The organism is Variovorax dokdonensis (genome assembly GCF_030316895.1).
GTDB classification, from domain to species: Bacteria; Pseudomonadota; Gammaproteobacteria; order Burkholderiales; family Burkholderiaceae_C; genus Variovorax; species Variovorax dokdonensis.
The window spans coordinates 347,687-371,358 of record NZ_JASZYV010000002.1; the positions used below are offsets into that span (position 1 = coordinate 347,687).

The window sequence follows — 23,672 nt, forward strand, 5'->3', positions numbered from 1 at the left end:
CAAGTGCGGATCTTTGGCGCGGTCTCAGGCAGCCAGTGCCTGTTCGTAGACCGAGACGTATTGGTTGGCGGCCAGGCCCCAGTCGGCGGGCCGGTTCATGGCGGCGGCGCGCACGGCTCGCCAGTCGGTGGGGCGGCGAAAGAGTGCGATGGCACGGCGCACGGCGCGCGCAAAGGCTTCGCCGTCGAAGCGGTCGAACACGAAGCCGGTCGCGGTGCCGTCGGCGATGTTCTCGAGCGAGCTGTCGACCACCGTGTCGGCCAGGCCGCCGACGCGGTGCACCAGCGGCAGGCTGCCGTACTTGAGGCCGTACATCTGCGTGAGGCCGCAGGGTTCGAACAGCGACGGCACCAGCGTCACGTCGCCGCCGCCGAACAGGCGATGGGCCAGCGCTTCGCTGTAGCCGAGCGTGACGCTGACCTGCGCGGGGCTGGCGGCCGCACGCTCGCGGAAGGCCGCTTCGAGCCAGCCGTCGCCGCTGCCCAGCAGCGCCAGTTGGCCGCCCTGGCCCACGATCGCATCGAGGCCCTCCAGCACCAGGGGCAGTCCCTTCTGCTCGGTCAGGCGGCTGACCAGGATGAACAGCGGCGCATCGGCTTGCTCGGTCAACCCGAGTTCGGCTTGCAGCGCCGCCTTGCAGCGCGCCTTGCCGGGCATCTTCTTCCGATCGAAGCGAGCGCCGAGCAGCGTGTCGGTGGCGGGGTTCCAGACCCGGTCGTCGACGCCGTTGAGGATGCCCGACAGCACATGGGCGCGGCTGCGCAGGACGCCGTCCAGGCCGAAGCCCTGCTCGGGCGTCTGGATCTCGCGCGCGTATGTGGGGCTCACGGTGGTGATCCGGTCGGCGAAGCACAGCCCGCCTTTCATGAAGGAGATCTGGCCGTGGTATTCGAGCCCGTTCATGTGGAAGGCGGCGGGCGGCAGCCCGAGTTCCTGCAGGTGCCAGGGCGCGAACAGGCCCTGGTAGGCCAGGTTGTGCACCGTGTACACCGTGGCGGCTCGAGGCAGGCCTGCAGGCTGCGGGACGCAGGCCAGGTAGGTGGGCGCCAGCGCCGCATGCCAGTCGTGGGCATGCACGACCTGGGGTTGCCACTTCGCATCCATGCCATGTGCCAGGCGCGCCGCGGCCCAGCCGAGCAGGGCGAAGCGCAGGTGGTTGTCGCCGTAGGGCTGGCGGTGCTCGTCCTCGTACGGATTGCCGGGGCGGTCGTAGAGGCGCGGGGCGTCGATCCAGTAGGTTGGCAGATCGGGCACGCCGGGCGCGGAACCCGGAATGCGCCCGCGCTGCAGCCGCACGCGCTCTCCCCAGGGGGTATCGAACTCGGCCTGGGGCGCGGAGTCGCGCACGCCCGCCACGATGGCCGGAAAGCCGGGCAGCAGGGCCCGCACGTCGTGGCCGGCCGCTTGAAGCGCCGTCGGCAGCGCGCCGGTCACGTCGGCCAGCCCGCCGGTCTTGAGCAGGGGAAAGAGTTCGGCGCTGACTTGCAGGATGCGCATCGGGCCGCTCATCCCTTGGCGGCCGGGACCGCGTCCGGCGACGCACCTTCCTGGGCAGCCAGCCGTGCCAGCATTTCGCGCGTGACCAGCACCACGCCGCCTTCGGTGCGCTCGAAGCGTGCCGCGTCGGCGGCGGCGTCCTCGCCGATCACCATGCCGTCGGGCAGCACGCAGCCGCGGTCGATCACGACCTTGCTCAGGCGGCAGCTGCGGCCGACCTCCACATCGGGCATGAGCACGGCCTCGTGGATGTCGCAATAGGAATGCACGCGCACGCCGGAGAACAGCACCGAACTGCTGACTTTCGAGCCCGAAACGATGCAGCCGCCCGAGACGATGGTGTTGACCGTCATGCCGTGCTTGCCGTCGCGGTCGAGCACGAACTTGGCCGGCGGCAGTTGCCGCTGGTAGGTCCAGATGGGCCAATCGGTGTCATAGATGTCGAGCTCGGGCGTGATGGAGGCCAGGTCGAGGTTGGCTGCCCAGAATGCATCAATCGTGCCGACGTCGCGCCAGTAGGCCGGTGCATCGCCGCCGCGACGGGCCCGCGTCACGCAGGACATGCCGAAGGGGTGCGCCGCCGCGCGGCCCTCGGCCACGGCGCGCGGAATGATGTCCTTGCCAAAGTCGTGCGACGAATCGGGGTTGGCGTTGTCTTCTTCCAGGAGGCGGTAGAGGTACTGCGAGTCGAAGATGTAGATGCCCATGCTGGCCAGCGCCACGGCGGGCTTTCCGGGCATGGCCGGCGGGTCGGCCGGCTTTTCCAGGAACTCGGTGATGGTGCGCTGCTCGTCCACCGCCATCACGCCGAAGGCGGTCGCGTCCATGCGCGGCACCTCGATGCAGCCGACGGTGCAGCCCCGTCCGTGGGCCACGTGGTCCATCAGCATGATCGAGTAGTCCATCTTGTAGATGTGGTCGCCGGCCAGCACCACCACGTAGTCGTGCGGCGTGGACTTGGAGGCGATGATGTCCAGGTTCTGATACACCGCATCGGCGGTGCCCCGGTACCAGCGTTCGTCACCCATGCGCTGCTGCGCCGGCAGCACATCGACCATCTCGTTCAACTCGGCGCGCAGGAAGCTCCAGCCGCGCTGCAGGTGGCGCATGAGCGAATGCGACTTGTACTGCGTCACCACCGCCATGCGCCGGATGCCGGAGTTCAGGCAGTTCGACAGGGCGAAGTCGATGATGCGGAACTTGCCGCCGAAGTAGACGGCCGGCTTGGCGCGCCGATCGGTCAGTTGCTTCAGGCGCGAACCGCGGCCGCCGGCCAGGACGAGGGCCACGGTGCGGCGGACCAGCTGATGCGCCTGCAGGGTCTGGGGGACGGTGTCTTGTCTCATGTGTGCCTCCTTATGTGTGAAGTCATGCATTCGGATCGGGAGATGCGCAGGCGAGCCACAGGCTGCCGCCAGGAACGTCGACGGCGTCGGCCAACGGTGAGGACTGGGGCTGCGAATCGGGTTCGGCGTCGCTGGCCAGCCGCAACCGCCAGACACCGGGCGGCAGCGCAAAGCGCACCGGCGCGGCCTGCGCATTGATCAGCAGCAGCCAGCGCGGCTCGCGCGAGGGTGCGTCGAAGAGCATCGCCAGGGCGTGGCTTTCGGCGTCGTCCCAGTCGGAGCCGGTCATGGGACGTCCCTGCGGATCGAGCCAATGCAGCGCGGGCTCCCCTGGTTCGGCCCGGGCCGGCCACCAGTGCGCGCGGGCGAGCGGCCTGGCCTCGCGCCGCAGCGCCAGCACGCGGGCGACGTAGCCGGCCAAGCGCAAATCGGCACGTGTCCAGTCCAGCCAGGTGATGTCGTTGTCCTGGCAGTAGGCGTTGTTGTTGCCGCGCTGCGTATGGCCGATCTCGTCGCCGGCCAGCAGCATGGGCGTGCCCTGCGACAGCAGCAGCGCCGCAAGCAGCGTGCGGGCAAGGCGCGCGCGTTCGGCCAGCACGTGCGGATCATCGGTGTCGCCTTCCACGCCGCAGTTGCGGCTGAGGTTGTGGCCATGGCCGTCGCGATTGTGCTCGCCGTTGGCTTCGTTGTGCCGCTCATCGTAGGAGACGAGGTCGCGCAGGGTGAAGCCGTCGTGCGCGGTGACGAAGTTGACGCTGGCGGTAGGCGCGCGACCGTTGCGCTGGAAGGCGTCGCTGGAGCCGGCCAGCCGCTGCGCCAGCGCACCGCGGCCCACGGCGCGGTGCAGCCAGAAGGCGCGCTGGGTGTCGCGGAAGCGGTCGTTCCATTCCAGCCAGCCGGGCGGGAATTCGCCGAGCCGGTAGCCGCCCGGACCGATGTCCCAGGGCTCGGCGATGAGCAGGCATTGCGACAGCACCGGATCCTGCGCGATGGCCGCCAGAAGCGGCGCATGCGGGTCGAACTCGCCGCCGCTGCGGGCCGGGCCGCGGGCCAGCACAGGCGCCAGGTCGAAACGAAAGCCGTCCACGCCCATCTGCGTTGCCCAATGGCGCAGGCTGTCCATCACCAGTTGGACCACGCGCGGCTCGGACAGGTTCAGGCAATTGCCGCAGCCGGTCCAGTTCTCATAGAGGGACGGTTCGTCCGGGCGCAGGTGGTAGTACAGCGCGTTGTCAATGCCGCGCAGGCTCAGCGTGGGCCCGGCCTCGTCGGTTTCGGCGCTGTGGTTGTAGACCACGTCGATGACGAGCTCCATGCCGCGCGCATGGATCGCGTCGGCCAGGGCGCGGAATTCCTGCGTCGGCGAGACGCCCGCGCGGCCGCTGGCATACCGTTGCTCGGGCGCGAACCAGCCGATGGGCGTGTAGCCCCAGTGGTTGGACAGGCCCAGCTTCTGCAGGCGCGCCTCGTCGGCGCGGAACTGAACCGGCATCAGGCTCAGCGTGGTCACGCCCAGGCCTTGCAGATGATCCAGCACGCTGGGGTGCGCCAGCCCGGCGAAGCTGCCGCGCAGCTCGGGCGGCACGCCCGGGTGCAGCCGCGTCTGGCTGCCCACGTGCAGCTCGTACAACACGCGGTTCGATGCGGCAATGCGCGAACACGGCTCGGCCAGCGGCGGGGCGTCGGCGACCACTCGAGCCTTGAGCGCCACGGAGGCGTTGTCGCGCGTGTCGCGCCGGCTCGGGTCGGCCGGGTCGTGGCCCAGGAAGATGTCGCTGCCGTCGTAGCGCCCGACGACCTCGCGCGCATAGGGGTCGAGCAGCAGCTTGGCGGGGTTGAAGCGATCGCCTTGCGCCGGTGCCCAGGGGCCGTGGACGCGGTAGCCGTAGACCAGGCCGGCCCGCGCGCTCGGCAGGCGGCCATGCCAGACGCCGTCGGTGCAGGCCGGCAGCCGCAGGCGCTGCTGCTCATGCAGACCGAGGCCGTCGAACAGGCACAGGTAGACCGCATCCGCCCGCGGCGCGGCGATGGCGAAGTTGATGCCGCCTTCGAGCGCAACGCTGGCGCCCAGCGGGTAAGGCGTGCCGTGCCCGAGCATCAGGCCAGCACCCACATGAGGGTCGCCAGCGGCGGCAGGTTCATGACCAGCGATTGATCGCGCTCGTGCCAGGCGATGGGCTCGGTCGGCAGCACGCCGTTGCCGACACCGCTGCCGCCGTAGCCGGGCTGGTCGGTGTTGATGATCTCGCGCCAGGCGCCCGGCGCCGGTGCCCCGATGCGCCAGCCGTGCCGCGCCACCGGCGTGAAGTTGCACACCACCAGCACCACCGAGCCATCGCGCGCACGACGCTCGAACGCAAACACCGAGTGATCGCGGTCGTCGTGGCAGATCCAGCGAAAGCCCTCGCTCTCGCAGTCGAGTTCGTGCAAGGCGGGGAAATGGCGGTAGACCTGGTTCAGGTCGCGCACCAGGTGCTGCATGCCGCGATGCTGCGCATGCTGCTCCGGCAGATGCCAGTCCAGGCTCCGGTCGTGGTTCCATTCGGCCCACTGCGCGAACTCGCCGCCCATGAAGAGCAGCTTCTTGCCCGGGTAGGCCCACAGGTAGCCGTAGAGGTTGCGCAGCCCGGCAAACTTCTGCCACATGTCGCCGGGCATGCGGCCGATCATCGAGCCCTTGCCGTGGACCACCTCGTCGTGCGAGAGCGGCAGCACGAAGTTCTCGGTGTGCGCATACATCAGCCCGAACGTGACCTGCTGGTGATGGTGCGGGCGAAAGACCGGGTCGATGCCGGTGTAGGCCAGCGTGTCGTTCATCCAGCCCATGTTCCACTTGAAGTGAAAGCCCAGGCCGCCATGCTCGGGCGGGCGGGTCACGCCGGGGAAGCTGGTCGATTCCTCGGCCATGGTGATGGCGCCCGGCCGCTCCACGCCCACCACGCGGTTGGTGCGCCTTAGAAAGTCGATCGCTTCGAGGTTCTCGCGGCCGCCCTGGGCATTGGGCACCCACTCGCCGCTCTTTCGGCTGTAGTCGCGATACAGCATCGAGGCCACCGCATCGACGCGCAACCCGTCCACGCCGTAGCGTTCGAGCCAGTAGAGCGCATTGCCCACGAGGTAGTTGCGCACTTCCGTGCGGGCGTAGTTGAAGATGAGCGTGTTCCAGTCGTGGTGGAAGCCTTCGCGGGGGTCGGCGTATTCATACAGCGCGGTGCCGTCGAACTGGCCGAGGCCGTGCGGGTCGGTCGGGAAATGCGCAGGCACCCAGTCGAGGATGACGCCCAGCCCGGCCGCATGGGCGGTCTGGACGAAATGGCGGAAGTCCGCCGGCGTGCCGAAGCGCGACGTCGGCGCATACAGGCCGATGGGCTGATAGCCCCAGGAGCCGTCGAAGGGGAACTCGCTCACCGGCATCAGTTCGAGATGGGTGAAGCCCAGGTCCTTCGCGTAAGGCACCAGCGAGTCGGCCAGTTCGCGCCAGGTCAGCCATTCGTGGCCGTTCTTGCGTCGCCAGGAGCCGGGATGGACCTCGTAGATGCTGATCGGCGCGTCGCGCCGGTTGGCCGCCGCCCGCTGCGCCGGCAGCACCGCCGGCTCGGGCAGCGGCTGCACCACGCTGGCTGTCCCGGGCCGCAGGCGGGCGGCGAAGCCGTAGGGGTCGGACTTGCGCAGCACCTGGCCCTGGGCCGACAGGATCTCGAACTCGTAGGCGTCGCCGGCCGTCACATGCGGGGCGAAGATCTCCCACACCCCGCACTCGCGCCGCAGTCGCATCAGGTGGCGGCGGCCGTCCCATTGGTTGAAGTCGCCCACCACCGACACGCGCCGCGCATGGGGTGCCCAGACCGCGAAGCGCACGCCGCGCACGCCGGCCATCTCGTGCAGATGTGCGCCAAGCTGCTCGAAAGGACGCAGATGGGTGCCCTCGGCCAGCAGCCAGACGTCGGTGTCGCCCAGCACCGGCGGAAAGCGATAGGGGTCTTCGAGGTGCGAGAAGTGCGTGCCCCAGTCGACCTCGAAGCGATAGCCAAGGCGCGCCTCGGCCGCCGGCACCAGCGCGGCGAACACCTCGCTTTGGCCTTGGCGCGCCAGATCGGCCAGGGGCCAGCCCGAGTCGGCCTGCAGCACGGTCACGCGCCTGGCACCCGGCAGCAGCGCGCGCACCACCAGGCCCGCGTCGGTCTGGTGGGGTCCGAGCACGGCAAAGGCGTCGCCGTGATCGGCCCGCATCAGGGCCTGCACGACGGATTGGGGCAAGAGTTCAGGCAGCACCGATGGGCGCCCCCACAAAGACACCGTACGGAGGCAGGTGCAGGCGGTCGTCGTCCACGCGCGCACCGAAAAAGGGCGAGCCGGAAGCGGGAATGGGCATGTGCGGCACTTCCACCGTCACCTTCTGGTCGGACAGGTTGAACAGCGCCTGCAAACGGTGCGTTCCGTCGAAGCGTTCGAGGCCCAGCAACGGCTCGGGCAGATCGATGAAGCGCATGGCGCCCTCGCGCAGCACGGGGTGACGGCGGCGCCAGCGCAGCAGGGCGCGGCTGAATGTGAGCATCGAATGCGGGTCGCCCTCCTGCCTGTCGATGGCCAGCGGCAGGTGCAATGGGGACACCGGAAGCCAGGGCTCGGCCGACCCGTGGCTGAAGCCGCCGTGCAGCGCGGCGGCGCTCCACGGCAGCGGCGTGCGCGCGCCATCGCGCCCCTTGAACTCGGGCCAGAAGGCACGGCCGTACGGGTCCTGAAGGCGCTCGAAGGGCACTTCGGCCTCAGGCAGGCCCAGTTCTTCGCCCTGGTAGATGCAGGCGCTGCCGCGCAGCATGACGAGCAGCGAAAGCCAGAGGCGGTCGCGCCGCGCGTCCGCCGATCCGTTGGCGTTCCAACGGCTGGCCACCCGCACGGAATCGTGGTTGGAGACGGCCCAGCATCCCCATCCGTCGACCCGATCCATGGCGTCTTCCAGGGCCTTGACCTGCCCGCGCAGATGGTGCGCGCTGTGCTCGTCGGTCAGCAACGCAAAGCTGTAGGCCAGGTGCAGGCGCTTGCCGCGCTCGGTGTAGGCCGCCATCAGGGGCGGGGCGTCCTCGTCGCCCACTTCGCCCAGGCCGACGGCGCCGTACTCGTCCAGCAATGCGCGCAGCCGCTCCAGGAAAGCGAGGTTCTCCGGCCGGCTCTTGTCGTAGAGGTGCCGCTGCATCGCGTAAGGGTTGTCGGCCTTCACCGTGCTGACGTTCTGGCCCGGGTCCGCCGGCGGGTTGTCGCGCAGCAGCGCGTCGTGGAACTGGTGGTTGCAGGCGTCGAAGCGAAAACCGTCCACGCCGCGCTCGCACCAGAAGCGCACCTCCGCCAGCAGGGCCTCCTGCACCGCCTCGCAGTGGAAGTTCAGGTCCGGCTGCTCGGCCAGGAAGCTGTGGAAGTAGTACTGCTTGCGGCGCGAGTCCCATTGCCAGGCCGAGCCGCCGAACACCGACAGCCAGTTGTTGGGAACGCTGCCGTCCGGCTTGGCGTTGGCCCAGACGTACCAGTCGGCCTTGTCGTTGGCCGCATCGCCTTGCGCGTCGGGCCGCGCGCGCCGGCTCTCGGCGAACCAGGCGTGCTGGTCGGAGGTGTGCGAGAGCACCTGGTCGATGATGACCTTCAGACCGAGCGAATGCGCGCGGGCCAGCAGGGCGTCGAAGTCTTCCAGCGTGCCGAACAGGGGGTCGACCGATCGATAGTCGGCCACGTCGTAGCCGAAGTCCTTCATGGGCGAGCGGAAGAAGGGCGAGACCCAGATCGCATCCACACCGAGGCTCGCCACATGGTCGAGGCCGGCGGTGATGCCTGGCAGGTCGCCGATGCCGTCGCCGTTGCTGTCCTTGAAGCTGCGCGGGTAGATCTGATAGATCACCGCTCCGCGCCACCAGTCCGTGCCCATGCCGCCCCCCCGCAGGTTCGAATTTCATTGTGACATGCGAAAACCGGGCCAAGGACCGTGCGCGGCGTGGAATCCGGCCAAGCCGCGATAATCTTCGACTCCCGCACGTTGCAGCTCCCGTCGAGAGCGGCAAATCCCGTCCAGATCCATGAATCCCACCTACAAACCCGCCGACGTCGAGGCCGCCGCCCAAGGCAAATGGGCCGCCGCCGACGCCTATCGCGTCATCGAGGACGCGAACAAGAAGAAGTACTACGCCTGCTCCATGCTGCCCTACCCCAGCGGCAAGCTGCACATGGGCCACGTGCGCAACTACACGATCAACGACATGCTCACGCGCTACCTGCGCATGAACGGCTACAACGTGCTGATGCCCATGGGTTGGGACGCCTTCGGCCTGCCCGCGGAGAACGCGGCGCTGAAGAACGGCGTGCCGCCACATGCCTGGACGATGAACAACATCGCCGACATGAAGAGCCAGTTGAAGGCGATCGGTCTGGCCATCGACTGGAGCCGCGAGGTCACCACCTGCCAGCCCGACTACTACAAGTGGAACCAGTGGCTGTTCCTCAAGATGCTGGAAAAAGGCATCGCCTACCGCAAGACCCAGGTGGTCAACTGGGACCCGGTCGACCAGACGGTGCTCGCCAACGAGCAGGTGGTCGACGGCAAGGGCTGGCGCACCGGCGCACCGGTGGAGCGCCGCGAGATCCCGGGCTACTACCTCAAGATCAGCGACTACGCGCCCGAGCTGCTCGAGTTCACCCAGAACAAGCTGCCGGGCTGGCCGGAGCGGGTGCGGCTGATGCAGGAGAACTGGATCGGCAAGAGCGAGGGTGTGCGCTTCGCCTTCACCCACGACATCAAGGACGCCAGCGGCAACCTGATCCAGGACGGCCGCATGTACGTGTTCACCACCCGGGCGGACACCATCATGGGCGTGACCTTCTGCGCCGTCGCGCCCGAGCATCCGCTGGCCGCCTTTGCCGCCAGCACCAACCGCAAGGTCGCCGACTTCATCGAGGAATGCAAGGCCGGCGGCACCACCGAGGCGGAGCTGGCCACGCAGGAAAAGAAGGGCGTGCCCACCGGCCTGACCGTGACGCATCCCATCACCGACGAGCAGATTCCGGTGTGGGTGGGCAACTACGTGCTCATGAGCTACGGCGACGGCGCCGTGATGGGGGTGCCGGCGCATGACGAGCGCGACTTCGCCTTTGCCAACAAGTACAACATCGACATCGTGCAGGTGGTGCTGGTGGAAGACGAGCCGCACTTCGACTACCACCGCTGGCAGGACTGGTACGGCGACAAGACCCGCGGCATCACCATCAACTCCGACAACTTCAGCGGCATGCGCCACGAAGAAGCCGTGCGGGCCGTGGCCCACGCGCTGGAGCAGAAGGGCCTGGGCGGCCTGCAGACCACCTGGCGACTGCGCGACTGGGGTGTGAGCCGCCAGCGCTACTGGGGCACGCCGATCCCGATCATCCATTGCGCCGAGCACGGCGCGGTGCCGGTGCCCGAGAAGGACCTGCCGGTCGTGCTGCCGACCGACTGCGTGCCCGATGGCAGCGGCAACCCGCTGAACAAGCACGAAGGCTTCCATGCCGGCGTGACCTGCCCGGTGTGCGGCGCGCCCGCCCGCCGCGAGACGGACACGATGGATACCTTCGTGGACAGCAGCTGGTACTTCATGCGCTATTGCGACCCGAAGAACGAGGGCGCGATGGTGGCCGATGGCGCCAAGTACTGGATGCCGATGGACCAGTACATCGGCGGCATCGAGCACGCCATCCTGCACCTGCTGTACGCCCGCTTCTGGACCAAGGTGATGCGCGACCTGGGCCTCGTGGACATCGACGAGCCCTTCGAGCGCCTGCTGACCCAGGGCATGGTGCTCAACCACATCTACTTCACCCGCAACGCGAAGGGCGGCAAGGACTACCACCCGCCGCTCGAGGTGACGGCCAAGCTCGACGATCAAGGCCACATCGTCGGCGGCACGCTGGCGGACGGCACGGTCGTCGAGTACGGCGGCGTCGGCAAGATGGGCAAGAGCGAGCGCAACGGCGTCGACCCGCAGGACCTGATCGAGAAGTACGGCGCCGATACGGCCCGGCTCTACACCATGTTCACCGCGCCGCCCGAAGCCACGCTGGAGTGGAACGACGCCGCGGTGGAAGGCTCGTTCCGCTTCCTGCGGCGGGTGTGGAACTTCGGCCTGGTGGTCAAGGATCTGCCGGCCGCGACCGGTGCCGCCCCGGCGTACGGCAAGGCTGCCAAGGCCTTGCGCCACGAGGTGCACACCGTCTTGCGCCAGGTCGACTACGACTACCAGCGCATGCAATACAACACGGTGGTGTCGGGCGCGATGAAGCTGCTCAACGCGCTCGAGGCCTTCAAGCCGGCCGACGACGGCGACGTGGCCGCGCTGCGCGAAGGCTTCGGCATCCTGTTGCGCTGCCTGTACCCCGTCACGCCGCACATCGGTTGCGAGCTCTGGCAGATGCTGGGCTACGACGCGCTCGAAGGCACCCTGCTCGACGCGCCATGGCCGAAGGTGGACGAAGCCGCGCTGGCGCGCGACGAAGTCGAGCTGATGCTGCAGATCAACGGCAAGCTGCGCGGTTCGGTGCTAGTGCCGGCCACCGCGTCCAAGGAAGAGATCGAGGCGATGGTGCTGGCCAGCGAGGCCTTCGCCAAGCATGCCGAGGGCGCCAAACCCAAGCGCGTGATCGTCGTGCCTGGCCGCCTGGTCAACGTGGTGGTCTGACGATGGCGAGCCGCTGCTTCGATCCTTCGCGTCGCCTGCTCCTGGCAGGCGGCGGCGCGGCGCTTGTGTTGGCCGGTTGCGGCTTCAAGCTGCGCGAGGCGCCCAACTTTGCCTTCCGCACCCTGGCCATGCCCGACAGCAGCGCCTACCTGAAGCAACTCAAGCGCGCCATCGAAGTGACCGGCACGCTGACCACGCTGCCGATGACACAGGCCAACGATGCCGAGGCGATCTTCGACATGCTGGGCGAATCGCGCGACCAGGTGGTGCTGTCGACCAACTCGGCCGGCCAGGTTCGCGAGATGCAGTTGTTCCTGAAGGTGCGCTTCAAGGTGCGCACGCCAGCGGGCAAGGAGATCATCCCGCCGTCGGAGATCACGCAGTTCCGTGACATCACCTACAACGAGACGGCGGCGCTCGCCAAAGAAAACGAAGTGGCGCTGCTGTATCGCGACATGACGACCGACGTGGTCCAGCAGACGGTGCGCCGGCTGGCGGCCGCCAAGTCGCTCTAGCGAGGCCGATGCAGCCACTCGACCGCATCGACCGCATCCTGCTCGAGCGGCTGCAGCAAGACGGCCGCATGAGCGCACAGGCTTTGTCCGAGCTGGTCCACCTGTCGCCGCGCGCCACGCTCAACCGCATCCGTCGGCTGGAGGAGACCGGCGTGATCGAGGGCTACCGGGCGCAGGTGTCGCGCTCGGCGGCGCAACAGGTGGCGGTCTTTGCCGAGGTCACCCTCAAGGACCAGCGCCAGGCCACGGTGCAACGCTTCGAGCGGCATGTCGTCGAATGCCGCGAGGTCGTCGGCTGCTGGCTGGTCAGCGGGCGCTACGACTACCTGCTGCGCCTGGCTTGCCAGGACCTGGCGCACTACCGCCACCTGACCAACGCCTGGCTGGACGACGTCGCGCTGGGCATCGACCGGATCGTCACCAGCACCGAACTCCAGACGGTCAAGGAATTCACCGGCTTTCCGCTGGCCACCTGAGGCGACTTCCGAATCGGAAGCGGCAGGCGCCATCGACCGGCGTTGCCCGCATCGGCGCTGGCGCACAACGTCCGTCGCGACGCGCGCGGATCCCTAGACTTTTCTGCACAGGGCCTGCAATGGCCCGGACTTGCAGGAGAGGCTTTCATGACCCGCTTCATCGACTTTCACGACATGGCGCATCTGGTGCGGCAACTGGGCGTGCCGCGCGTTTGCCGCGAGATGGGCCGATACATCCGCGAGGACTTCCTGCGCTGGGGTGATTTCCACAAGAGCGCCCGCGTTGCCCATCACTCGCCGAGCGGCGTGATCGAACTGATGCCGGTGGCCGACGAATCGCACTACGCCTTCAAGTACGTCAACGGGCACCCGGGCAATCCTGCCCTCAACCTGCCGACCGTGATGGCCTTCGGCCTGCTGGCCGATGTCGCCACTGGCCGCCCGGTCCTGCTCAGCGAACTGACGCTCACCACCGCGCTGCGCACGGCCGCGACCTCGGTACTTGCCGCCGGCGTGTTGGCCCGGCCCGGCGCGAATTCGATGGCGTTGATCGGCAATGGCGCGCAGGCCGAGTTCCAGGCGCTGGCCTTCATGGACGTGCTTGGCATCCGCGACTTGCGCCTGTTCGACGTGGACGCGCGAGCCACCGACAAGCTGCTGCGCAACCTGGCGCCACACCTGGGCAGCGGCGGCCTGCGCGCACGCCGCTGTGCCAGCGTGGCCGAGGCAGTGCGGGGTGCCGACATCGTTACCACCATCACGGCGGACAAGCGGCGCGCGACCGTTCTCGGCGAGGGCCTCGTCGCGCCGGGAACGCACATCAACGCCGTGGGCGGAGACTGCCCCGGCAAGACGGAGCTTTCGGCCGAACTGGTCCGATGTGCCGATGTCTTCGTCGAATACGAGCCGCAGACCCGTGCCGAGGGCGAGCTTCAGCAGATGCCGGCCGATTTCGCGGTCACCGAACTGTGGGAAGTCCTGGCGGAGCGCCGCGCTGGCCGCAAGGATGCGAACCAGATCACGCTGTTCGACTCGGTCGGGTTCGCGCTGGAAGACTTGTCCGCGCTTCGATGCGTGAACCAACTGGCGCGGGAACACGGCGTGGGGCGCGACATCGATCTCGTCCCCACCATGGACGATCCGAAGGACCTTTACGGCTTGGCGATGCGCGGCCATGACGCCGCACGGCTGGCCGCCTGACGGCAATTGGAAGGGAAGAATGCACATGCAAGACAAAGCACTGGCCCTGATCGGCGCCGAAGTCGGCGAAGGCGCGAGCGACCCTGGCTGCAAGTGGGGTGCCCGTGCCCTGCGCGAGCGCGGCCTGGCGGAGTTTCTCGCCCGTCCCGAGCGGCCGGCGGGCTGGTCATCGATGGTGCGTGCCCGATCGGCCCAAAGCGCGGCGGAACGGCTCGACGCCGTCGCGGCCTTCAGCAGTCGGCTGGCCCAGGCCGTGACGCGCGCGCTGCGGCGTGGAGACCTGCCCGTCGTGATCGGCGGCGACCATTCCTGCGCCGTGGGCACTTGGAGCGCGGTCGCCCAGGCGCATCGCCCGGGCGGCCCGATCGGCCTGATCTGGGTCGACGCGCACCTCGACGCACACACGCCCGCCACTTCGCACACGCAGGCGCCGCACGGCATGCCGGTGGCGGCGCTGCTGGGCCACGGCGCATCGGCGCTGGCGGGCCTGTACGGCTGGCTCGGCAAGATCCGGCCTGAACACCTGGTCATCGTCGGCGCTCGCAGCTACGAGGCTGGCGAGAAGGCGCTGCTGGAGCGCCTGGGCGTGCGGATCATGTACATGCCCGAAGTTCAGCGCCGCGGATTCGGCGCCTGCATGGAAGAGGCCATGCAGCGCGTGCGACGCGCCACTTCGGCCTGGGGCCTGAGCTTCGACCTGGACGCGCTCGATCCGGTCGATGCGCCGGGTACCGGCACGCCGGTCGAATCGGGCATCGGGCTGCAGGCGGCGCTGGACGCGCTTCGCGACTGTGCGCGCCAGCCCGGATGCGCGGCGCTGGAGTTGGTCGAATACAACCCGGCGCACGACGTCGATGGCCGTACCGCGCTGGCATCGTTCGCGCTGCTGGACGCTGCGACGCCATCGTCCACGGCGCCGCTGCAACGCCTGGTCGCCTGAGGCGCTACCCTCCGATCCGCAGGCGACTGCCCGTTGCGGCGGGCGCTGCGTAAACTCCGCGCCATGGATTTGCCGCTCAACCGGCTGGCCGCGCACCTCGAGAAGGACACGCCCAGGCCGCTTTACACCCTGCATGGCGACGAGCCGCTCCTCATCCAGGAGGCGGCCGATGCCATCCGCAGCGCGGCGCGCGCCCGTGGCCACACCGAGCGGTCGGTCTACAACGTGGAAGGCGCGCGCTTCGACTGGAGCGCGGTGCTCGCTGCCGGCGGCGCGATGAGCCTTTTCGCCGACCGCCAACTGGTGGAACTGCGCATTCCTTCGGGCAAGCCGGGCAAGGACGGCAGCGAGGCCTTGCAGAAGATTGCCGAGTCGGCGCCCGCCAACGAGGACACGCTGACCCTGGTGCTGCTGCCGCGCCTGGATATGACCACCCGCAAGAGCGCCTGGTTCACCGCCCTTTCGCAAAACGGCGCCGTCGTCCAGGTGGACAGCGTGGAGCGGGGCGCGCTGCCCGAATGGATCGCCCTGCGCCTGTCCCGCCAGGGCCAACGCGTGATGGCGGGCGAGGAAGGCCAGCGCACGCTGCAGTTCTTCGCCGATCGGGTCGAAGGCAACCTGCTGGCCGCGCACCAGGAGATCCAGAAACTCGGCCTGCTTCATCCCCAGGGCGAACTCTCGTTCGACCAGGTCGAGGCGGCTGTCAACAACGTCGCGCGCTACGACGTGTTCAAGCTCTCGCACGCGGTGCTCGGCGGGCAGCCCCAACGGGTTGCCCGAATGCTGGAAGGGCTGCGGGCCGAGGGCGAAGCCGAGGTGCTGGTGCACTACACATTGGCCGAGGACATCCGTGCGCTCAAGCGGGTGCGCGACGCCGTGGACGGCGGCCGGCCGCTGCCCATGGCGCTGCGCGAGAACCGCGTCTGGGGGCCGCGAGAGCGGGCCTTCGAGCGCGTGCTGCCGATGCTCGACGGCCGGGTGCTGACCCGTCTGTTGGGCGATGCCCATGTGGTGGACGGCATCGTCAAGGGCCTGCGCCGGCCGGACTGGCCGGCCGACGGCTGGCAGGCGCTGCATCGCCTGGCATTTCGCCTGTGCATGCTGTGCAAGGCGGACCGGCGGCCGCGCCGGGCCTGATCGGCGCGCCCATTTCTCCCCTGGCGAGCATCCACCCCCAGCCGGTGGGAAAATGACGGCCATGAACGCCTTCAACGTCGACGAACACATGCAGGCCCTGGGCGCGCAGGCCAGGCAGGCCGCCGCCCGCATGGCCCGCGCCGATGCCGCCACCAAGAACGCCGCGCTCAAGGCGCTGGCGCGCCGCCTGGGCGACGCCGGACCGGAACTGGCCGAGGCCAACGCGCGCGATGTCGAGCGCGCGCAGGCCGCCGGCCTGGCGGCGCCGATGGTCGACCGTCTGCGCCTGTCCAGCAAGGTGATCGACACGCTGATCCAAGGCTGCCTGCAGCTGGCCGCCATGCCGGACGTGATCGGCGAGATCATCGGCATGCGCCAGCAGCCCACCGGCATCCGCGTCGGCCAGATGCGCGTGCCGATCGGCGTGTTCGGCATGATCTACGAGAGCCGTCCCAACGTGACCATCGAAGCCGCCAGCCTGGCCATCAAGAGCGGCAACGCCGCCATCCTGCGTGGCGGCTCGGAGGCCATCGAATCCAACCGGGCCCTGGCGCAAATGGTGGCCGACGCATTGGCCGAGGCCGGCCTGCCGCCCGAGGCGGTGCAACTGGTGCAGACCACCGACCGCGAGGCGGTGGGCCGCCTGATCGCCATGCCGCAATACGTGGACGTGATCATCCCGCGCGGCGGCAAGGGGCTGATCGAGCGCATCAGCCGCGATGCGAAGGTGCCGGTCATCAAGCACCTGGACGGCAACTGCCATGTGTTCGTGGATGCCGGTGCCGATCTGGACATGGCCCAGGCCATCGTCGACAACGCCAAGACGCAGAAGTACAGCCCCTGCAATGCGGCCGAAGGCCTGCTGGTGGCGCGAAGCGTCGCCGCCGAGTTTCTGCCGAAGATCGGCGCCGTGTTCGCTGCCAAGGGCGTCGAGATGCGCTGTGACGAGGCGGCAAGCGCCATCCTGCGCGCGCCCGGCGCTCTGCCCGAGGGTGCGAGCGTCGTGCCCGCCCAGGAGTCCGACTGGTTCGAGGAGTACCTGGCCGCCGTGATCAGCATCAAGGTGGTCGAGGGCGTGGACGAGGCCATCGCGCACATCAACCACTATTCGAGCCACCACACGGACGCCATCGTCACGCGCGACCACATGCATGCCCAACGGTTCCTGCGCGAAGTCGATTCGGCCAGCGTGATGGTCAATGCCAGCACCCGGTTTGCCGACGGCTTCGAGTTCGGACTGGGCGCCGAGATCGGCATCAGCACCGACAAGTTCCACGCCCGCGGTCCCGTGGGCATCGAGGGGCTGACTTCGCTCAAGTACGTCGTGCTGGGCAACGGCGAGCTGAGGCGATGACCGGCCGGCGTCGGCCGGCAAACAGCCGCCGACATACGTGCAAGCGATAAGAAACAGGGCCAGGGAGGCCCGTCAGTCATGAAGATCATCATCCTGGGGGCGGGCCGCATCGGGGAGAGCGTGGCCGGTACGCTGGTCTCGGAGCGCAACGAAATCACCGTCATCGACACCGACCCGCAGCGCCTGCGCGAGTTGGAGGAGCGCTTCGAGCTGCGCGGCGTGCGCGGCAGCGGCATCGAGCCCGACGTGCTCGCCGAGGCGGGCGCACGCGATGCGGACATGCTGATCGCCTGCGCCGCGCTGGACGAGACCAACCTCGTGTGCTGCAAGCTGGCACACCAGTTGTTCAACGTTCCGACGCGCATCGCCCGCGTGCGTTCCCCCAGCTACCGCGCCGACGATGCGCTGCTGGGCAAGGAAGGTTTTGCGGTCGATCGCGTCATCTGCCCCGAGGAATCGCTCACGCGCTACATCGGCAAGCTGGTCGAGTATCCCGAGGCGCTTCAGGTGCGCGAGTTCGCGGGCGGCCTGGCATGCCTGGTGTCCGTGCGGGCCGTGGCCGGCGCGCCGCTGGTTCGCCACAGCATTGCCGAGTTGCGCGACCGAGTGCCCGACGCCGACATGCGCATCGTGGCCATCTATCGCCGGCTGCTCGACCAGCCCGACCGCTTCATCGTCTGCGAAGGCAGCACGCGGATCGAGCCCGGCGACGAAGTCTTCGTGCTGGCGGCACGCGAGCACCTCAAGTCGGTGCTCTCTGCATTGCACCGGCACCAGGACGACACGCGGCGCGAGGTCACGCGCATCATGATCGCCGGCGGGGGGCGCGTGGGCATGCGCCTGGCGCGGCAACTCGTGGAAAGCGGTCGCGATATCCAGCTCAAGGTCCTGGAGCGCGACGCCCAGCGCTGCGTGACGCTCGCGTCCGAGTTGCCTTCGAGCGTGCTGGTGCTTCATGCGGACGGTACCGACGAAGACCTCCTGGATGACGAAGGCATCGAGCAGATCGACCTGTTCCTCGCGCTGACCAACGACGACGAGAACAACATCATGGCCAGCCTGCTGGCCAAGCGACTGGGCGCATCGCGCGTGCTGGCACTGATCAATCGCCGCAGCTATGCCGACCTGATGCACGGCACGCAGATCGACATCGCGCTGTCGCCCGCGCAGACGATGCTGGGCGAGTTGCTCACCTACGTTCGGCGCGGCGATGTACAGGCGGTGCACAGCCTGCGCCGCGGACTGGCAGAGGCGCTGGAGATCGTGGCGCGAGGCGATCGCAAGACCTCACGCGTCGTGGGGCGCTCCATCGACGAGATCGACCTGCCCAAGGGGGCGCAGTTCGGCCTGATCATGCGAGGCCTGCCAGATGCCGATGCACTGGCCGATGCCGAGCCCGTCGGCGAGCAGGCCGCGCCTCAAGTCATCATCCCGCGTGGCAACACCGTCATCGAAAGCAATGACCACGTCGTGATCTTCATTCCGCGCAAGCGCCAGGTGCGGGAGGTGGAAAAGCTGTTCCGCGTCAGCGCCACCTTCTTCTGAGGCCGAGCCGCGAAATGAGTGCGTTGACGACCCACTTCCTGCCGGTCCTTCGGGTCATGGGTGTGCTGCTGACCTTCTTTGCGCTTGGCGTGGCATTGCCGCTGGGCATCTCGTGGACGCATTCGGACGGGCTGCACGCGATCTGGGCGCAAGCGGGCGCTGGCACGCTGCTGTGCGGCGTGCTGCTTTGGGTCGGCCTGCGGCGCCACAAGCGCGAGCTGCATCCGCGCCACGGCATCATCCTGGTATCGCTGGTGTGGGTGGTGCTGCCGTTGTTCGCATCGTGGCCCATCCGCGAAGCGCTCGCCGCGGTCGGCCGGCCGATCTCTTTCAGCGGCGCCTACTTCGAGGCGGTATCGGGCCTGACCACCACGGGCGCCACAGTGCTGACCGGGCTCGACACGCTGCCGGTGTCCATCAATGTCTGGCGCACCTTCATGCAGTGGCTGGGCGGCATGGGCATCCTGGTGCTGGCGGTGGCCATCCTGCCCTTGCTGGGCGTGGGCGGCAGCCAGCTGTTCAAGGCCGAAGTGGCTGGCCCGATCAAGGACAACCGCCTCACTCCGCGCATCACCGACACGGCCAAGGGCCTGTGGGGCATCTACGCCGCCCTCTCGCTGGCCTGCGCACTGGCCTACTGGGCAGGCGGCATGACGCCCATCGATGCCGTCATGCACATGTTCAGCACGGTGAGCCTGGGTGGGCTTTCATCGCACGACACCAGCTTCGGCCATTTCGGATCCCCCTTACTCGAGGCGATCTCGGTGGGCTTCATGCTGGTGGCCAGCTGCAACTTCGCGCTGTACTTCACCGCCATGCGCAAGGGTCACTGGCGGGGCTTCTGGCGCGATCCCGAAATGCGCGCAACGCTGGTAGCGCTGATCGGCGGAGGCTTGGTGGTCTCTGCCGTGCTGTGGTTCAAGAATGTCTATGGCCTGCTCGAAGCGCTGCGCCTGGGCTTCTTCCATGCGGTTTCGATCGGCAGCACCACCGGCTATGCCACGGTGGACTATCTGGCCTGGCCGGTGTTTGCGCCGATGTTCATGCTGCTGCTGTCGGGCATCGCCACCAGCGCAGGCTCCACCGGCTGTGGCATCAAGATGGTGCGGGTGCTGATCCTGCTCAAGCAGGCCGGGCGCGAGATGAGGCGACTGGTACATCCGCGCGCGGTTCAGCCCGTCAAGCTGGGCGACAAGGTGGTGGACGATCGCGTGATCTTCGCCGTGCTGGCGTTCATGCTGGTCTATGGCGTGACCATCATTTCGCTGGCCATGCTGCTGGTGCTGGCCGACGTCGATCCGGTGACCGCCTTCAGCGCCGTGATCGCGAGCGTGAACTGCATGGGGCCGGGCCTGGGGTCGGTCGGCCCTGCGGCGCACTACGGCGTGCTGACCGACGCCCAACTGTGGGTGTGCACCCTGGCGATGGTGCTGGGCCGACTGGAACTGCTGAGCTTCATCGCCTTGCTGACACCGTCGTTCTGGCGGCGCTGACCCCGCTTTTGCGCCCGGGGGCGCCACCCGGCCGGCGCGCCCTCTTGCCATGGAGCCGGTCATCCCCAAATCCTACAATGGCCCCCCGGTTTCCTGCCGCACACTCCACACAACAAGCTCACAAGGCCGCCGCATGGTTCCCCATCTCGTCACCGCCCTGACCGGACCGATCAACGAACTCGAGCAGCGCATCCTGGATTCGATGCCTGCCATCGAGCGCTGGTTCCGTCTGGAGTGGATGGAGCACACCCCCCCGTTCTACAGCTCGGCCGACATCCGCAATGCCGGCTTCAAGCTGGCGCCGGTGGACACCAACCTGTATCCCAACGGCTGGAACAACCTGACGCGCGAGACCCTGCCCCTGGCGGTGCAGGCCGCACAGGCAGCGATCGAGAAGATCTGTCCGGAAGCGCGCAACCTGCTCGTCATTCCCGAAAACAACGCCAACAGCACCTTCTATCTGGCCAACGTGGCGCAACTGGTGCGCATCTTCCAGATGGCGGGCTTGAATGTGCGGGTCGGCTCCATCGACCCGGCCATCAAGTCGCCCAAGAAGATCGAGCTGCCGCACGGCGAAACCGTGTGCCTGGAACCCGTGGTTCGCAGCCGTCGTCGCCTGGGCCTGAAGAACTTCGATCCGTGCACCATCCTGCTCAACAGCGATCTGTCGGCCGGTGCCCCGGGCATTCTTGAGGATCTGTACGAACAATACCTGCTGCCGCCGCTGCATGCGGGCTGGTCGGTGCGCCGCAAGAGCAAGCACTTTCGCAGCTACGAAGAAGTCTCCAAGCGCTTCGGCAAGCTGCTGGGCATCGATCCCTGGCTGATCCACCCGCTGTTCAGCCACGCCGAAGGTGTCAACCTGGCGGCCGGCAAGGGCCTGGAAGAGCTTGAAAGCCACTGCGATGCGCTGCTGACGAAGATCAGGCGCAAGTACAAGGAATACGGCATCAACGAAAAGCCGTTCGTCATCGTCAAGCCCGATAACGGCACGAACGGCGTGGGCGTGGTGACGGTGCGCGACGTGAAGGACCTCAAGACGCTGGCGCGCAAGCCTCGCGCCGAGGCCGCGGACGGCCCGCCGCAGATCGACGAAGTGATCGTCCAGGAAGGCGTGCTCACCCGCGAACGGGTGCACAACAGCGTGGCCGAGCCGGTCGTCTACATGATGGATCGCTACGTGGTGGGCGGCTTCTACCGCGTCCACGCCGGCCGCGACGAAGACGAAAGCCTCGATTCGCCGGCCGCGAGCTATGTGCCACTGGCGTTTTCGGAGAGTGTGCACTTACCGCAACCTGGTGCGAAGCCCGGCGCGAGCGCACCGAATCGCTTCTACATGTATGGCGTGATCGGACGCCTGGCGATGGTGGCGGCCAGCTACGAGCTCGAGGCCACCGACCCCGAAGCCGAGGTCTACGCCTGAGCTGAGCTCCGGCCGGGCGGCGTTGGCGCGGCCTTTGCAACGCGGCACAATAGCCGGCATCTCAGTACTACCCGCGGACAAAAAGTCGAACGCATGGACCCGCGGGCCTGCGTGCCGCCCTTGAAATTCGCACGCACGTGTCTTCTTCCAGCACCAAATCCGTCCCATCCGCCGCGCTGATCCTGGCGGCCATCGGCGTCGTCTATGGCGACATCGGCACCAGCGTGCTGTATGCGACCAAGGAGGTCTTCAGCCACGATCGGGTGATGTTCACCGTCGACAACGTCTACGGCATCCTGTCGATGTTCTTCTGGACGCTGACGATCATCGTCTCGCTCAAGTACGTCGTCCTGGTGCTGCGCGCCGACAACGAAGGCGAAGGCGGCCTCGTGGCGATGCTGGCCCTGGCCTCGCGCGCGGTGGCCGACCGCCCCCGCCTGCGCCACGTCCTTCTGGTGATGGGCATCTTCGGCACTTCGCTGTTCTATGGCGATGGCGTCATCACCCCGGCCATTTCGGTGCTCTCTGCCGTGGAGGGCCTGGAAGTCGTCTCGCCCCACTTCACCGAATACGTGGTGCCGATCACCTTGGTGGTTCTGTTCTGCCTTTTCGCGGTCCAGAAGCACGGCACCAGCGGCATCGGCAAGTTCTTCGGGCCGATCACGCTCGTGTGGTTCATCTCGATCGCCGTGCTGGGCGTGTTGCAGATCGTCACGCACCCCGAGATCCTGTGGGCGCTGAGCCCGCACTACGCGCTGCGCTTCATCTGGGAGAACCCGGGCACGAGCTTCCTCATCCTGGGCGCGACGGTGCTGTGCGTGACCGGGGCGGAGGCGCTCTATGCCGACCTCGGCCACTTCGGCAAGGGGCCGATCCGCATTGCGTGGTTTTCCATCGTGATGCCTGCGCTCACCCTCAACTACTTCGGGCAGGGCGCACTGCTGCTGCGCGATCCGGCGGCGGTGAAGAATCCCTTCTACATGATGATGCCCGAGTGGGCCGTCATGCCGATGGTGGTGATGGCCACCATGGCCACGGTGATCGCGTCGCAGGCGCTGATCACCGGCGCATTCAGCGTCACGCGCCAGGTGATCCAGCTGGGATTCCTGCCGCGCCTGAACATCGAGCACACCAGCGTGCGCTCGACCGGGCAGATCTACATTCCGTTCGTCAACTGGGGACTGTTCGCGGCGATCGTGCTGGCAGTGGTCATGTTCCGCAGCTCGAGCAACCTGGCCGCGGCCTACGGCATCGCCGTGACCACCGACATGATGATCACGACGGTGCTGACCTTCTTCGTGATCCGCTACGCCTGGAAGCTGCCGCTTTTTCTGTGCGTGGTCGCGACCTCTGCGTTCTTCGTGGTCGACTTCGCGTTCTGGGCGTCGAACCTGCTCAAGCTCTTCGAGGGCGGCTGGTTCCCGCTGCTCATCGGCGGCGTGGTCTTCACGCTGATGATCACCTGGAAAGAGGGCCGCCGCCTCATGCACGATGCCCAGCGCAACGATGCCATCGATCTGCGGGCCTTCCTCGATTCGGTCTTCGTCAACCCGCCGGCGCGGGTGGAAGGCACGGCGGTGTTCCTCACGGCCGATCCGGGCATCGTGCCCAATGCGCTGCTCCACAACCTCAAGCACAACAAGGTGCTGCACGAGCAGAACCTGTTCGTCACGGTCAAGAACCACGAGGTGCCCTGGATCCCGATGGACAAGCGCATCGAGATGGAGCCGCTGGGCCACCACTGCTGGCAGGTCAAGGTCAACTATGGCTTCAAGAACGACATCGACCTGCCCAGCGCACTCGAAGGTGCGCGCCTTCGCGGCTGTCAGCTCGACAACATGACGACCAGCTACTTCCTGTCGCGCGACGTGGTCATCCCGACACTGGGCAGTGGCATGGCGCCGTGGCGCGAGAAGCTGTTCGCGCAGATGCACCACAACGCCAGTGGCGTGGCGCACTTCCTGAGCCTGCCGAACAACGCGGTGGTGGAGTTGGGCTCCAAGATCGAGATCTAGCCCGCATCGCCGAGGCGGGCTTGCCCCTGCCGCGGCGGGGA

16 protein-coding genes are annotated in these 23,672 nt (G+C 67.8%); 11 read left to right on the top strand and 5 right to left on the bottom strand.

From position 1 onward, the window contains the following. Positions 1–24: 24 nt before the first annotated feature. The 5 genes from glgA to QTH91_RS10185 are packed head-to-tail and all read right to left on the bottom strand — an operon-like array spanning position 25 to position 8,757. Positions 25–1,497: a glycogen synthase GlgA gene (glgA, locus tag QTH91_RS10165; protein WP_286659961.1), complete on the bottom strand. Its 1,473-nt coding sequence runs from the start codon at positions 1,495–1,497 to the stop codon at positions 25–27. Between the two features lie 8 nt (positions 1,498–1,505). Then, complete coding sequence (gene glgC, locus QTH91_RS10170) at positions 1,506–2,843, bottom strand: glucose-1-phosphate adenylyltransferase (protein ID WP_286659962.1); 1,338 nt, start codon at positions 2,841–2,843, stop codon at positions 1,506–1,508. Between the two features lie 22 nt (positions 2,844–2,865). Then, positions 2,866–4,941, bottom strand: coding sequence for a glycogen debranching protein GlgX (glgX, locus tag QTH91_RS10175; RefSeq protein WP_286660633.1), 2,076 nt, complete (start codon positions 4,939–4,941; stop codon positions 2,866–2,868). Then, on the bottom strand, positions 4,941–7,100 hold the full coding sequence (glgB, locus tag QTH91_RS10180; protein WP_390367652.1) for a 1,4-alpha-glucan branching protein GlgB: 2,160 nt from the start codon (positions 7,098–7,100) through the stop codon (positions 4,941–4,943). The genes glgX and glgB overlap by 1 nt, the downstream gene beginning before the upstream one ends. Positions 7,101–7,104: 4 nt before the next feature. Then, a complete protein-coding gene (locus QTH91_RS10185) occupies positions 7,105–8,757 on the bottom strand; it encodes an alpha-glucosidase (RefSeq protein ID WP_286659963.1) in 1,653 nt (550 codons plus the stop codon). Positions 8,758–8,905: 148 nt separating this feature from the next. Here QTH91_RS10185 and leuS point away from each other — a divergent pair, with 148 nt between their 5' ends. From leuS to QTH91_RS10240, 11 genes are all read left to right on the top strand, one after another. After that, the gene (gene leuS, locus QTH91_RS10190; protein ID WP_286659964.1) at positions 8,906–11,533 is read left to right on the top strand and encodes a leucine--tRNA ligase; all 2,628 of its coding nucleotides are present in this window, start codon (positions 8,906–8,908) and stop codon (positions 11,531–11,533) included. Positions 11,534–11,535: 2 nt separating this feature from the next. Then, positions 11,536–12,048: an LPS-assembly lipoprotein LptE gene (locus QTH91_RS10195; protein WP_286659965.1), complete on the top strand. Its 513-nt coding sequence runs from the start codon at positions 11,536–11,538 to the stop codon at positions 12,046–12,048. A gap of 8 nt (positions 12,049–12,056) precedes the next feature. Beyond that, positions 12,057–12,524, top strand: a complete 468-nt coding sequence (locus tag QTH91_RS10200; protein WP_286659966.1) for an Lrp/AsnC family transcriptional regulator — start codon at positions 12,057–12,059, stop codon at positions 12,522–12,524. A 147-nt stretch (positions 12,525–12,671) separates the two neighbouring features. Next, a complete protein-coding gene (gene ocd, locus QTH91_RS10205; RefSeq protein WP_286659967.1) occupies positions 12,672–13,724 on the top strand; it encodes an ornithine cyclodeaminase in 1,053 nt (350 codons plus the stop codon). A 25-nt stretch (positions 13,725–13,749) separates the two neighbouring features. Beyond that, complete coding sequence (locus QTH91_RS10210) at positions 13,750–14,664, top strand: arginase (protein ID WP_286659968.1); 915 nt, start codon at positions 13,750–13,752, stop codon at positions 14,662–14,664. 63 nt (positions 14,665–14,727) lie between these two features. Then, complete coding sequence (gene holA / locus QTH91_RS10215; protein ID WP_286659969.1) at positions 14,728–15,801, top strand: DNA polymerase III subunit delta; 1,074 nt, start codon at positions 14,728–14,730, stop codon at positions 15,799–15,801. A 61-nt stretch (positions 15,802–15,862) separates the two neighbouring features. Next, a complete protein-coding gene (locus tag QTH91_RS10220; protein WP_286659970.1) occupies positions 15,863–17,155 on the top strand; it encodes a glutamate-5-semialdehyde dehydrogenase in 1,293 nt (430 codons plus the stop codon). Between the two features lie 78 nt (positions 17,156–17,233). Continuing rightward, on the top strand, positions 17,234–18,700 hold the full coding sequence (trkA, locus tag QTH91_RS10225; RefSeq protein WP_286659971.1) for a Trk system potassium transporter TrkA: 1,467 nt from the start codon (positions 17,234–17,236) through the stop codon (positions 18,698–18,700). A 14-nt stretch (positions 18,701–18,714) separates the two neighbouring features. Continuing rightward, positions 18,715–20,193 carry a TrkH family potassium uptake protein gene (locus QTH91_RS10230; protein ID WP_286659972.1) on the top strand — a complete coding sequence of 493 codons (1,479 nt, stop codon included), beginning with the start codon at positions 18,715–18,717 and terminating at the stop codon, positions 20,191–20,193. 133 nt (positions 20,194–20,326) lie between these two features. Continuing rightward, a complete protein-coding gene (gene gshA / locus QTH91_RS10235) occupies positions 20,327–21,616 on the top strand; it encodes a glutamate--cysteine ligase (RefSeq protein WP_286659973.1) in 1,290 nt (429 codons plus the stop codon). Between the two features lie 137 nt (positions 21,617–21,753). Further along, on the top strand, positions 21,754–23,631 hold the full coding sequence (locus tag QTH91_RS10240; RefSeq protein WP_286659974.1) for a potassium transporter Kup: 1,878 nt from the start codon (positions 21,754–21,756) through the stop codon (positions 23,629–23,631). Positions 23,632–23,672: the final 41 nt, after the last annotated feature.

What these genes read in the sequence shown, in the direction of transcription:
- glgA (WP_286659961.1), bottom strand. Translation starts at nt 1,497, where the DNA reads ATGCGCATCCTGCAAGTCAGCGCCGAACTCTTTCCCCTGCTCAAGACC.
- glgC (WP_286659962.1), bottom strand. Translation starts at nt 2,843, where the DNA reads ATGAGACAAGACACCGTCCCCCAGACCCTGCAGGCGCATCAGCTGGTC.
- glgX (WP_286660633.1), bottom strand. Translation starts at nt 4,941, where the DNA reads ATGCTCGGGCACGGCACGCCTTACCCGCTGGGCGCCAGCGTTGCGCTC.
- QTH91_RS10185 (WP_286659963.1), bottom strand. Translation starts at nt 8,757, where the DNA reads ATGGGCACGGACTGGTGGCGCGGAGCGGTGATCTATCAGATCTACCCG.
- leuS (WP_286659964.1), top strand. Translation starts at nt 8,906, where the DNA reads ATGAATCCCACCTACAAACCCGCCGACGTCGAGGCCGCCGCCCAAGGC.
- QTH91_RS10195 (WP_286659965.1), top strand. Translation starts at nt 11,536, where the DNA reads ATGGCGAGCCGCTGCTTCGATCCTTCGCGTCGCCTGCTCCTGGCAGGC.
- QTH91_RS10200 (WP_286659966.1), top strand. Translation starts at nt 12,057, where the DNA reads ATGCAGCCACTCGACCGCATCGACCGCATCCTGCTCGAGCGGCTGCAG.
- ocd (WP_286659967.1), top strand. Translation starts at nt 12,672, where the DNA reads ATGACCCGCTTCATCGACTTTCACGACATGGCGCATCTGGTGCGGCAA.
- QTH91_RS10210 (WP_286659968.1), top strand. Translation starts at nt 13,750, where the DNA reads ATGCAAGACAAAGCACTGGCCCTGATCGGCGCCGAAGTCGGCGAAGGC.
- holA (WP_286659969.1), top strand. Translation starts at nt 14,728, where the DNA reads ATGGATTTGCCGCTCAACCGGCTGGCCGCGCACCTCGAGAAGGACACG.
- QTH91_RS10220 (WP_286659970.1), top strand. Translation starts at nt 15,863, where the DNA reads ATGAACGCCTTCAACGTCGACGAACACATGCAGGCCCTGGGCGCGCAG.
- trkA (WP_286659971.1), top strand. Translation starts at nt 17,234, where the DNA reads ATGAAGATCATCATCCTGGGGGCGGGCCGCATCGGGGAGAGCGTGGCC.
- QTH91_RS10230 (WP_286659972.1), top strand. Translation starts at nt 18,715, where the DNA reads ATGAGTGCGTTGACGACCCACTTCCTGCCGGTCCTTCGGGTCATGGGT.
- gshA (WP_286659973.1), top strand. Translation starts at nt 20,327, where the DNA reads ATGGTTCCCCATCTCGTCACCGCCCTGACCGGACCGATCAACGAACTC.